This window comes from Pelomonas parva (assembly GCF_043555835.1).
Classification (GTDB): domain Bacteria; phylum Pseudomonadota; class Gammaproteobacteria; order Burkholderiales; family Burkholderiaceae_C; genus Pelomonas; species Pelomonas parva.
This window is the reverse complement of record NZ_JBIGHV010000005.1, coordinates 17,914-29,642: the sequence shown is the minus strand read 5'-3', so window position 1 is coordinate 29,642 and position 11,729 is coordinate 17,914. Positions and strand designations below refer to the sequence as shown.

Here is an 11,729-nt window from a genome sequence, read left to right as displayed (position 1 = left end):
GTCAATAGGCCGCCGTGACGGCGACAGATTCAGAACCGGAGAGAACGGCTTCGATATCGGTGAGCAGACCGCTCGCGCCGAAGCGCAGGCGTTGCGGATTCAGGGCACCGCCACCCAGGGCTGCTTGCACCTGGGCGATGTAGCCGGCGGCGTCCGCCACCGAGCGCACGCCGCCGGAGGCCTTGAATCCGGCATTGGACAGGCCGCTCGCGGCGATCTCCTTCAGCATCACGGCGGCGGCGGCGGGCGTGGCGCCGGTCTTGGTCTTGCCGGTGCTGGTCTTGACGAAATCGGCACCGGCGGCCAGCGCCAGGCGCGTGGCCTGGGCGATGCGCTCGGGTGTGGCCAACTCGCCGGATTCAATGATGACCTTGAGCGTCAGCGGACGGCTGGCGAAGCGGACTTCGGACAGGAACTCGGAAACTTCGGTGCTGTCGCCGGCCAGCAGCGCGCGATACGGCAACACCACGTCCACCTCGTCACCGCCGGCTTGCGCGATGGCTTCGACATCGGCCAGCGCGCGCGCCAGGTCCAGCCCGCCATCGGGAAAGTTGGCGACGGCGGCGACCTTGATGGACGCCGGCAGCGCCGCGCGCGCCTGGGCGACAAAGCGTGGCCAGACGCAGACGGCAGCCACCGGGCCATGCGAAGTTTGTGCTCGGCGGCACAGCGCATCGATGTCGGCGGCAGTGTCGCCGTCGTTCAGGCTCGTGAGATCCAGGCAGGCCAGCGCCGTCCGGGCCGCCGCCTTCAGATCGGCTGTCACAGCGTCAGGTCCGCGAAGCTCGCGACCAGCGCCGCGAGGAAGGCGGAGGCGCGCTCGCCCGACAGCTGCGCCTGCTTGAGGGTCAGGTCGTGCGTCAGCGCTTCGGCGGACAGGCCGGCGGCCATGTTGGTCATCAGCGCGATGCCCATCACCTTGAGGCCAGCGTGGCGGGCCAGGATGGTCTCGGGCACGGTGCTCATGCCGACGGCATCGGCGCCCCAGGCGGCAAACATGCGGATCTCGGCCGGCGTCTCGAACTGCGGGCCCAGCGCCCAGCAGTAGGTGCCCTCGCCCAGCATCAGGTTCTCGCGCTTGGCCAGCGCCAGCGCGTGGCGGCGCAGGTCGCCATCGTAGGCGTTGACCATGTCGACAAAGCGATGGCTGCCCTGCTCGCCCACCAGCGGGCTGCGCTGCGGCGCGTTGATGTGGTCGGCGATCAGCATCAGGCTGCCGGGCGGCATGTGGCCGCGCAGGGAGCCGGAGGCGTTGGTCTGCAGCAGCAGCTTCACGCCCCAGCGCTTCAACGTGCGCAGCGCGCCGGCCATGCCGGTGCAGTCGCCGCTCTCGTAGGTGTGGGCACGGCCGCGCAGGAAGATGACGCGCTGGGGGCCGATGTTCCCGACGACGATCTCGTTGACGTGGCCCTCCACCTTGGGCTGCGGAAAGGCGGGCAGCTGGGTGTAGGGCAGGTTCTTGGCGTCCTGCACATGGCTGACCGCGCCGGCCCAGCCGGAGCCGAGGACGACGGCGACTTCGGGGGCGTCACCGAACAGGGATTGCAGCTTCTCGACGCTCGCGGCGATGGCGAGGTCGAGGGTCTTGTTGTCGATCATGGGGAAACCTCAGGTCTTGAGATGTTCGGGGCCGAAGCTGTACGGGAGCAGTTCGGCCAGGGTCCAGCGCTGGCGGATGCCGCCAGGATCGCCGGAAATGATGACAAGTTCTTCCGGCACGGAGAACTCGCGCAGCTTCTGGCGGCAGCCGCCGCAGGGGGTGATGATGTCCGGCCCGGGGCCCGTCACCAGCACGGCCACGGCGCGTTTGCCGCCGGCCATCAGCATGGCCGTCAGCGCCGACGGCTCGGCGCACCAGCCCTGCGGGTAGGACGCGTTCTCGATGTTGGCGCCGAGGTGGATGCGGCCTTGCTCGTCCAGCACGGCGGCGCCCACCTTGTACTTGGAGTAAGGCGAATGCGAGAACTCGCGGGCGCGCAGCGATTCGCCGAGCAGGCGGTCCAGCAGGTCTTGGGTCAATTCCATTTCAGCGCTCCTTCACGTAGGGCTTGCCCAGAGCCTTGGGCGCAATCGCGGAGCCAATGAAGCCAGCGAGCAGCACGACCGTCAAGATGTAGGGCAATGCCTGGATCAGCTGCACGGGTACTTCGCCAACGCCGGGCAGTTGCACGCCCTGCATGCGGATGGCCACCGCGTCCAGGAAGCCGAACAGCAGACAGGCGGCCATGGTGGGCAGCGGCTTCCACTTGCCGAAGATCATCGCGGCCAGCGCGATGAAGCCGCGGCCCGCCGTCATGTTGGGCGAGAAAGACGCGTTCTGTGCCAGCGTCAGGTAGGCGCCCGCCAGGCCGCAGAGCACGCCGTTCATCAGCAGCGCCTGGTAACGCAGCCGCTGGACGGACATGCCTGCCGCTTCGACCATGGCCGGGTTCTCGCCGACGGCGCGCAGGCGCAGGCCGGGGCGGGTGCGCTCCAGGAAGAACCAGACGGCGGCCACCATCAGGAAGGCGACGTAGACCAGCGCGTTGTGGCTCAGCAGGCCATGGCCGAAGACGGAAGCGAACCAGCTGCCCGGCTGGGGCTCGGCGAAGCCCTGGGCAACGGCCGTGAGGCGGACCTCGGGCGCGATGGGCGGCGTCTGGCCGCCCTGCTGGAACCAGGCGATGCCCAGCACGACCGTCAGGCCGGCGGCAATCATGTTCAGCGCGACACCGGACACCACCTGATCGCCGCGATTGCTCACGCACGCAAAGCCGTGCACCAGCGAGGCAGAACAGGCCACGGCAATGGCGGCCATCAAGCCGTAAGCCGTGGAGTGCGTGACAGACGCGGTGGCCGCAGCCGCAAAGGCGGCGAACAGCATCTTGCCTTCCAGGCCCAGGTCGACGACGCCGGCGCGCTCGGACAGCACGCCCGCCATCGCGCACAGCAGCAGCGGCGCGCTGACGCGCAGCGTGGACGCCAGCACCGAGGCGATCAGGACTTCATCCATCAGCGGCCTCCCTTCAACTTGCCGTAGATGCGCGCGAACAGCGGCGCGCTGACGGTGGCCATCGCGCCGGAGAACAACACGATCAGGCCTTGCGCCGTGACGACCATCTCGCGGCTGAAGCCCTGGAGCTCGAAGCTCACCTCGACGCCGCCCTGGTACAGCACACCGAACAGCAGCGACGCCAGCACGATGCCAACGGGATGGTTGCGGCCCATCAGCGAGACGGCGATGCCGGTGAAGCCGGCGCCGGCGACGAAGTCCAGCGTCAGCTTGCCCTGCACACCCGAGATCTCGTTGATGCCGACCATGCCCGCCAGCGCACCGGAGATGGCCATCGCGACCATGACCTGGGCACGCGGGCGGATGCCGGCGTAGTGGGCCGCGCGCGGCGCGCTGCCGACGGCGCGGACGGCATAGCCGGCGGCGCTCTTCCACAGGAACCAGCCGACGAAGACGCAGGCGATGAGCGCGATGACCAGGCTGAGGTTCAGCGGCGAGGAAGGCAGTTCATAGCCCAGTGCCGCCGCCATCTGGTGCAGGGCCGGCATGCGGGCGGACTCGGCGAACTCGGCCGACTCCACCGACATGCTGCCCGCCGGGCGCAGCCAGTTCACCAGCAGGTAGGCGTTCAGCGCCGCGCCCAGGAAGTTGAACATGATGGTCGTGATGACGATGTGGCTGCCGCGCCAGGCCTGCAGATAGGCCGGCAGCGCCGCCCACAACATGCCGAAGAAGGCGGCGGCGACCACCAGCAGCGGCAGCAGCACCAGGGCCGGCAGCGAGGCGCCCAGCCACAGCGCCAGCAGCGCCACGCCCACGCCGCCCAGCGTCGCCTGGCCTTCACCGCCGATGTTGAACAGGCCGGCATGGATGGCGACCGCAACGGCAAGACCCGTGAAGATGAAGGTCGTCGCGTAGTAGAGCGAATAGCCCAGGCCGCGCACGCTGCCGAGGGCGCCGTCGAGCAGCACGGTCAGCGCCTGCCAGGGGCTGTGGCCGATGACCATGACGACCAGGCCGGCCACCAGCAGCGCGACGGCCAGGTTCCACAGCGGCAGCAGGCCGATGTCTATCCAGCGGGGAAGTGTCAAAGGTTGGCTCATGCGGCCGCTCGTTCTTCTTGTGCGGCCATCAACAGGCCCAGTCGTTTCTCGTCGCAGTCTTCAATCGCCAACTCGCCGGTGATGCGACCGCAGTTCATGACGACCACGCGGTCGGCCAGCGCCAGGATCTCGTCCAGCTCGCTGCTGACCAGCAGCACCGCACAGCCAGCGTCGCGCAGCGCGCGCAGCTGGCCGTGGATGAATTCGATGGCGCCGATGTCGACACCGCGCGTCGGCTGGCCCACCAGCAGCACGGTCGGCTGCTCGCCGATCTCGCGGGCCAGGATGAGCTTCTGCTGGTTGCCGCCGGAGAACTTGGACGAACCCAGGTTCTCGTCGCGCGGGCGGACGTCGAAGCGCTCCTGCATCTGCTTTGTGGCCTCGCGCATCGCGGCGTGGTTCATGGACGCGCCCTTGCGGTATTTGGGCAGGTTCTGGTAGCCCAGCACGGCGGATTCCCAGGCAGGGAAGCTCATGACCAGGCCAACGGCGTGGCGATCCTCCGGTACATGCGCCAGCCGCAGCGGGCGGGCTTGCGCGGTGTCCAGCCAGGCATCGGGCGTGAACGACGTGTCGCCCAGTTGCAGCCGGCCGCCCTCGGGCGCGCGCAGGCCGGACAGCACCTCCAGCAGCTCGCTCTGGCCATTGCCCGACACGCCGGCCACGCCGACGATCTCGCCGGCCTTCAGCGTCAGGCTCACGTCCTTCAGCGCGGGCACGCCGTTGGCGTGCTTCAGGCTGAGACCGGAGGCTTGCAGGCGAACCTCGCCGGTCTTCACCTCCAGGCCTTCGGGCCGGCCCAGCGTGACCTTGCGGCCCACCATGGACTCGGCCAGCGACTCCTCGCTCCACTCGGCAATGAGCCGCGTCTCGACGACCTGGCCCGCGCGCATCACCGTGACGGCGCTGCACAGGCTCATGACCTCGCGCAGCTTGTGCGTGATGAGGATCAGCGTCGTGCCGCGCTCCTTCAGGCGGCGCAGCGTGACGAACAGCTGGTCGGTCTCCTGCGGCGTCAGCACGGCCGTGGGCTCGTCCAGGATCAGGATGCGCGCGCCGCGATACAGCGCCTTCAGGATCTCCAGCCGCTGCAACTCGCCCACCGGCAGGTCGGCCACGACGGCGTCCAGCTGCACGTGCAGGCCGGTCTCCTGCATCAGCGCGACAAGCTTGGCACGCACCTTGGCCTTGGAAGGTGCCAGGAAGAAGCCGCCCTCCGCGCCCAGCATGATGTTCTCCAGGCAGGTCAGCGTGTCGACCAGCATGAAGTGCTGGTGCACCATGCCGATGCCCAGTTGAATCGCCTGCTGCGAGTTGCCGATGTCGACCCGCTGGCCGTCAACCTCGATGGTGCCGGAGTCGGCGCGGTAATAGCCATACAGGATGGCCATCAGCGTGCTCTTGCCGGCACCGTTCTCGCCGACGAGGCCATGCACGCTGCCAGCCGCGATGTCGAACGACACCTCGCGGTTGGCTTGCACGGCGCCAAAGCGCTTGGAGATCGCCTGCAGGCGAACGGCTGGCGTGCTCACGCTCGGACGCTCAGTACTTGCAGGCGTTGTCGGCCATGTAATCGGCCACCTTAATCTTGCCGCTGATGATGTCCGCCTTCACCGCGTCCACCTTGGCCTTCAGCGCCGGAGTCAGCAGCTTGGCGTTGTGCTCGTCGACGGCGTAGTCCACGCCGCCCTCTTTCAACCCCAGCACGCTGACGCCAGGCTTCCAGGCCTTCAGCACGTTGTAGACGGCCACGTCCACGCGCTTGACCATGGAGGTCAGCATGGTGCCGGGCTGCAGGTGGTTCTGGTTGCTGTCCACGCCGATGGCCAGCTTGCCAGCGTCCTTGGCGGCCTGGTAGACCCCCACGCCGGTGCCGCCGGCCGCGCCGAAGACAACGTCCGAGCCCTTGGCGAACTGGCTCTTGGCCAGCTCACCACCACGCGTCGGGTCGTTCCAGGCGCTGGAGGTCGTGCCGGTCATGTTGGAGAACACCTCGATCTTGGGCGACGTCGCCTTGGCGCCTTGCTCGTAGCCGCACTGGAACTTGCGGATCAGCGGAATGTCCATGCCGCCGACAAAGCCGACCTTGCCGGTCTTGCTGACCAGCGCGGCCATCGCACCGACGACGTAGCTGCCCTCGTGCTCCTTGAACAGCAGTGACTGCACGTTGGGCAGTTCGACCACGGCGTCGATGATGGCGAACTGGGTCTTGGGGAAGTCCTTGGCCACCTGCTTCAGCGCCGACGCCTGCGCGAAGCCGATGCTGATGATGGGGCTGGCACCGCGCTCGGCCATGCGGCGGATGGCCTGCACGCGCTGGGTGTCGTTGCTGATCTCGAACTCGAGGTACTTCTTGCCGGTCTCCTTCTTCCACTGCTCGGCGCCCTGGTAGCCGGCCTGGTTGAAGGATTTGTCGAACTTTCCGCCCATGTCGAAGATCACCGCAGGCTGCTGGGCCTGGGCGGCGCCGCAGACGAGCATCAAGGCCAGGGAAACACGAGGCAGCGCGAATTTCATGGGGTGGCGTCGGGCAAGGCGAAAGGGGCGCATTGTAGAAAGCATCGCTCAAGTTTTACTAACCTGGAAAATACCGACCCCTCGACCGCCTTTCGGCGGCCGGTCCCCCGAGGGGATGCAGGCCGACTTGGGGCGGCCCGGCGTTCGGCCTAACGGATTCACCCTGCCCTGGTGTCGCGCAACCTGCGATGCGCGGCCCTGGCGTGGGGCAGCCAGCCCAGTGTCGCCCAACGGCGCCACATCAACAGGCCACGAATCCATTCGTCAGCGGCATAAGCAATCCACACGCCAACCAGCCCCCAGCCCAGGTAGACGCCCAGAAACCAGCTGCCGCCGGCCAGCACGATGGCCATGGAGGCCGAACCCACCACCACCGGGTAGCGCGCGTCCCCGGCCGCCCGCAAAGCGTTGATGACGACCAGGTTGAAGCTGCGCCCGGGCTCGACGAGCACGGTCCACCACAGCAGCGTGCAGCCCAGCGCCACGATGGCCGGGTCGGACGTGAAGCGGGTCAGCAGCCATGGCCCGGCCAGCGCAAAAGCGCAGGAGACAACCAGCGCCAGCACGATGCCCAGCCCCAGCGAGCGCCGCACCAGCCGGTTGGCCGCATGCAGCCGGCCGGCGCCGATCATGTGGCCCACCATGATCTCCACCGCGAAGCTGATCGCCAGGCTGAACATCAGGATCACGTGCAGGAACTGCATCGTGTAGGCGTGCGTGGCCAGTGCGTGCGCACCAAGTTGGGCCACGGCGGCCAGGCTGGTCATGAAGGCCAGGCGCCAGGAGATGTTCTCGGCCGCCCCGGGGATGCCGATGTGCAGCACGGTGGCCAGCGGAGCCGGCACCAGCCGCCACCAGTCGGCCGCGCGCAGGCGCAGGTCCAGGCGGGTGCGCCACAGCAGGATGTGCATCACCAGCCCCACGGCGCGCCCGACGGCGCAGGCCAGCGCAAAGCCCACCAGCCCCAGGCTGGGCATGGCCAGCAAGGCAACCACCAGCGTGATGACCTGGATGACCACGACGACGAACAGCGCCTCGCGGCTGCGCAGGTGGGAGCGCATGACGCTGGACATGTTGGCGTTCCAGGCGTCCAGCAGCAGCGCCGGCGCCAGCGCCTGCAGCAGCGTCTTGGCCAGCGGCGCGACCTCGGGCGGCGCGTTCACCAGCCCCAGCAGCGGGCCGGCCGCGACCAGCGCCGCCACGGCGCCGCCCACGCCCAGCCAGGTGCTGGCACCGACCACCGCGCGCGCCACCGCGTCCGCCTGGTCGCGCCGGCCGGCGCCCAGCGCCTGCGTCACGGCCACGCTGACGCCTGCGCCGATGACGCGGAACAGCACGAAGAGGGCCGCGAAGACCTGGTTGGCCAGCCCGAAGGCGGCGCCGCTGTTGTCGGACAGCCGGGCCGCCAGCGCGGTGCCGATGATGCCGATGCCGATGCCCAGCAGCAGCTCCAGCAGCATCGGCCACGTGAGCGCAAACAGGCGCGGGCGAGCGGACGGAGCCGTCATGGCGAGGACCTAAGGCCGGGTTTCACACAAGTCACAGCAAGCTCGCCAGAATGGCCCGGAATCGTAAAGGAGTAACCATGCAGAAACCCGCCGCTCACGCGTTCGCCAGCACCCGAGCCGAGTTCAAGACCGCGCCGGCCAAGTCCGGCCAGCTGTTCTCCCTGCCCAAGTTGGCAGAGACCTTCCCCAACGTCGCACGCATGCCCATCTCGATGCGCATCGTGCTGGAGAGCGTGCTGCGCAACTGCGACGGCAGGAAGGTGACGGCCGAGCATGTGGAGCAGCTCGCCAACTGGAAACCCAACGCCCCGCGCGTCGACGAAATTCCCTTCGTCGTCGCCCGCGTCGTGCTGCAGGACTTCACCGGCGTGCCGCTGCTCGCCGACCTGGCCGCCATGCGCAACGTGGCCGCGTCGCTAGGCAAGAACCCCAAGGCCATCGAGCCGCTGGTGCCGGTGGACCTGGTGGTGGACCACTCGGTCATGATCGACCACTACGGCACCAAGAAGGCGCTGGACCTCAACATGAAGCTGGAGTTCGAGCGTAACCGCGAGCGCTACGAGTTCATGAAGTGGGGCATGCAGGCCTTCGACACCTTTGGCGTCGTGCCGCCGGGCTTCGGCATCGTCCACCAAGTGAACCTGGAGTACCTGGCGCGCGGCGTGCACAAGGGGCGTGATGGCGTGTACTACCCCGACTCGCTGGTGGGCACCGACAGCCACACGACCATGATCAACGGCATTGGTGTCGTCGGCTGGGGCGTGGGCGGCATCGAGGCCGAGGCCGGCATGCTGGGCCAGCCGGTCTACATGCTGACGCCCGACGTAGTCGGCTTCGAGCTGACCGGCAGGCTGCGCGAAGGCGTGACAGCCACCGACCTCGTGCTGACCGTCACCGAGATCCTGCGCAAGCACAAGGTGGTGGGCAAGTTCGTCGAGTTCTTCGGCGAGGGCACGGCCAGCCTCGCGCTGCCCGACCGCGCGACGATTGCCAACATGGCGCCCGAGTACGGCGCGACGATGGGCTTCTTCCCGGTGGACGAGAAGACCGTCGCCTACTTCAAGGGCACCGGCCGGACCAAGGCCGAGGTCGATGCCTTCGAGGGCTACTGGCGTGCGCAGCAGATGTTCGGCGTCCCCAAGGCCGGCGACATCGACTACACCTCCGTCGTCACGCTCGACCTCGGCAGCGTCGTGCCCAGCCTCGCGGGCCCCAAGCGCCCGCAGGACCGCATCGCCATCAACGACTTGTCGACGAAGTTCGGCGAGCTGTTCAGCAAACCCATCGCCGACAACGGCTTCAACCAGCCCGCCGAGAAGCTGACGCGGCCCTACGTGACGGACTCGGGCGTGCCGGTGAAGAACGGCGACGTGCTGATCGCCGCCATCACCTCCTGCACCAACACCAGCAACCCCGGCGTGCTGCTGGCCGCCGGCCTGCTGGCCAAGAAGGCGGTGGAGGCAGGCCTGACGGTCGCGCCCCACATCAAGACCTCGCTGGCGCCCGGCTCGCGCATCGTCACCGAGTACCTGACCAAGGCCGGCCTGCTGCCCTACCTGGAGAAGCTGGGCTTCAACGTCGCCGCCTATGGCTGCACGACCTGCATCGGCAATGCCGGCGACCTGACGCCGGAGCTGAACCGTCTCATCCAGGACAACGACCTGGTCTGCGCGGCCGTGCTGTCGGGCAACCGCAACTTCGAGGCGCGCATCCACCCCAACCTGAAGGCCAACTTCCTGGCCAGCCCGCCGCTGGTGGTGGCCTACGCGATTGCCGGCAATGTCACGCGCGACCTGATGACGCAGCCCGTCGGCTTCGGCAAAAAGGGCCAGCCGGTCTACCTGGGCGACATCTGGCCGAGCAGCGACGAGATCTATGCGCTGATGAAGTTCGCGATGGACGCAGACGCTTTCAAGGCCAACTACGACAAGGTGGCCACGGAGCCAGGCAAGCTGTGGAAGGCGATCAAGGGCACGAAAGGCCAGGTCTACGACTGGCCCAGGAGCACCTACATCGCCCAGCCGCCGTTCTTTGCGGACTTCACGATGGAGCCCAAGCAGTTGGTCTCGGGCGTGCAGGGCGCCAAGGTCATGGCGCTGTTCGGTGACTCCATCACGACGGACCACATCAGCCCCGCCGGCTCGTTCAAGGAAACCACGCCCGCCGGCAAGTACCTCATCGCCCACGGCGTGCACAAGGCCGACTTCAACTCCTACGGCGCCCGCCGCGGCAACCACGACGTGATGATGCGCGGCACCTTCGCCAATGTGCGCGTGAAGAACCTGATGCTGCCTGCCGGCGCCGACGGCTCGCGCCCGGAAGGCGGCTACACGCTGAAGGACGGCGTGCAGACCACCATCTACGACGCCGCCATGGCCTACATCGCCGAGGGCAGGCCCACCGTCATCTTTGCCGGCGAGGAGTACGGCACCGGCTCCAGCCGCGACTGGGCGGCGAAGGGCACGCAGCTGCTAGGCATCAAGGCCGTCATCGCGCGCAGCTTCGAGCGCATCCACCGCAGCAACCTGATCGGCATGGGCGTGCTGCCGCTGCAATTCAAGGCCGGCGTGAGCTGGGAGACGTTGGGCCTGACCGGCGCCGAGACCGTCGACATCGCGCTGGCCGACGACATCAAGCCGCAGGGCGACGCGCTGATGACGATCACGCGCGCCGATGGCTCGACCCAGGCCGTGCCCCTGACGCTGCGCATCGACACTGCCATCGAGGTGGACTACTACTTCCACGGCGGCATCCTTCCCTTCGTGCTGAGGCAGCTACTCGCCGCCTGAGCACGCACTCAGTCGAACAGCGGGATCAGATGCGGCCGGCCCGCCACCAGCGTGACGACGCGGCGCGGCAGCAAGGTCAGCGGCACCGTGCCGGCCCGCGTCGCGCGCGCCACCGCTGCTCGGGCGGCGTCCAGCAGCGCGCCCAGGCGCGGGCGTTCGCCGCAGCACTTGGAGCGCGGGATGACGAGGGCGAGTTCCAGGCTGCGTGGCCCGGCGGCATCCGTCGCGACCGTTTCGAGACGGGCCTGCACGACCATGGTGTGGGGCGTGCTCAGGCTCACGTCGAGGTCGACATCGACGACATCGCTGCCGGACGACACGGGCAGCGGCGGCATGAACGGCACAAGGTTTTCGGGCATGGGGTGGCATCCTGCCGCGCCAATGTGACAGTCGGCGTCGGGCGTGCTGCAGCGGCGATGTAGGACCAAGCCGGTTCATGCACCAGCCACGCTGCGCACCGTGGGCGCGGCGAAGAGACGGCCGATCAGCGTGCGGGCGAAGAAGTAGTCGTTGCGCAGCTGGGCACCCAGCCCGTCCAGGCCGACCCGGCCCTGCGGGTCGCAGGGCACATCCAGCCCGGCGTCGCCGGCCGCCAGCGGCTCGAAGTGCAGCAGGTGGCTGGGGCTGGCGGGGTTCTCGGCGCCGCCGCCGAAGGCATCGGGACCTTCCATGAGTGCAGCGGTTTCATGGTGGGGCTTCAGCATCGCGAACCTCCTTGGCAACGACGACAGCGTCGCGCCCACTGTGCGCCCGGCCCGCTCGCCCACCTTGTAGGCCAGCGGGCCCGCCAGAGGTGAACAGCGGCGCATGCCCTTGTAGG

Annotated in this window: 11 protein-coding genes; 1 reads left to right on the top strand and 10 read right to left on the bottom strand. The window is 68.4% G+C overall.

All coding sequences use genetic code 11. The features are described from left to right. Nucleotide 1: 1 nt before the first annotated feature. The 8 genes from deoC to ACG00Y_RS13855 form a co-directional block, all read right to left on the bottom strand. A complete protein-coding gene (deoC, locus tag ACG00Y_RS13890; protein ID WP_394479738.1) occupies nucleotides 2-766 on the bottom strand; it encodes a deoxyribose-phosphate aldolase in 765 nt (254 codons plus the stop codon). Beyond that, nucleotides 763-1,599 (bottom strand): purine-nucleoside phosphorylase, encoded by an 837-nt coding sequence (locus ACG00Y_RS13885; RefSeq protein ID WP_394479736.1) that lies wholly within the window; start codon nucleotides 1,597-1,599, stop codon nucleotides 763-765. The genes deoC and ACG00Y_RS13885 overlap by 4 nt, the downstream gene beginning before the upstream one ends. Before the next feature lie 9 nt (nucleotides 1,600-1,608). Continuing rightward, on the bottom strand, nucleotides 1,609-2,025 hold the full coding sequence (gene cdd / locus ACG00Y_RS13880) for a cytidine deaminase (RefSeq protein ID WP_394479734.1): 417 nt from the start codon (nucleotides 2,023-2,025) through the stop codon (nucleotides 1,609-1,611). A gap of 1 nt (nucleotide 2,026) precedes the next feature. Then, nucleotides 2,027-2,992 (bottom strand): ABC transporter permease, encoded by a 966-nt coding sequence (locus ACG00Y_RS13875; RefSeq protein WP_394479732.1) that lies wholly within the window; start codon nucleotides 2,990-2,992, stop codon nucleotides 2,027-2,029. Beyond that, complete coding sequence (locus tag ACG00Y_RS13870) at nucleotides 2,992-4,095, bottom strand: ABC transporter permease (RefSeq protein WP_394479729.1); 1,104 nt, start codon at nucleotides 4,093-4,095, stop codon at nucleotides 2,992-2,994. The genes ACG00Y_RS13875 and ACG00Y_RS13870 overlap by 1 nt, the downstream gene beginning before the upstream one ends. Further along, the gene (locus ACG00Y_RS13865; protein ID WP_394479727.1) at nucleotides 4,092-5,627 is read right to left on the bottom strand and encodes an ABC transporter ATP-binding protein; all 1,536 of its coding nucleotides are present in this window, start codon (nucleotides 5,625-5,627) and stop codon (nucleotides 4,092-4,094) included. Before ACG00Y_RS13865 ends, ACG00Y_RS13870 begins: the two co-directional genes overlap by 4 nt. A gap of 10 nt (nucleotides 5,628-5,637) precedes the next feature. Continuing rightward, complete coding sequence (locus ACG00Y_RS13860; protein ID WP_394479725.1) at nucleotides 5,638-6,612, bottom strand: BMP family lipoprotein; 975 nt, start codon at nucleotides 6,610-6,612, stop codon at nucleotides 5,638-5,640. Between the two features lie 158 nt (nucleotides 6,613-6,770). Then, nucleotides 6,771-8,120: an MATE family efflux transporter gene (locus ACG00Y_RS13855; protein ID WP_394479723.1), complete on the bottom strand. Its 1,350-nt coding sequence runs from the start codon at nucleotides 8,118-8,120 to the stop codon at nucleotides 6,771-6,773. Between the two features lie 77 nt (nucleotides 8,121-8,197). On the opposite strand from ACG00Y_RS13855, the gene acnA reads away from it, so the two are divergent. Next, entirely contained in the window at nucleotides 8,198-10,909 is a 2,712-nt protein-coding gene (gene acnA, locus ACG00Y_RS13850) for an aconitate hydratase AcnA (RefSeq protein ID WP_394479721.1), read from the top strand. 8 nt (nucleotides 10,910-10,917) lie between these two features. Here acnA and ACG00Y_RS13845 read toward each other — a convergent pair whose 3' ends face one another. Together ACG00Y_RS13845 and ACG00Y_RS13840 are read right to left on the bottom strand one after the other, a co-directional pair. Beyond that, a complete protein-coding gene (locus ACG00Y_RS13845) occupies nucleotides 10,918-11,268 on the bottom strand; it encodes a hypothetical protein (protein ID WP_394479719.1) in 351 nt (116 codons plus the stop codon). A gap of 75 nt (nucleotides 11,269-11,343) precedes the next feature. Further along, entirely contained in the window at nucleotides 11,344-11,613 is a 270-nt protein-coding gene (locus ACG00Y_RS13840) for a hypothetical protein (protein ID WP_394479717.1), read from the bottom strand. Nucleotides 11,614-11,729 lie beyond the last annotated feature (116 nt).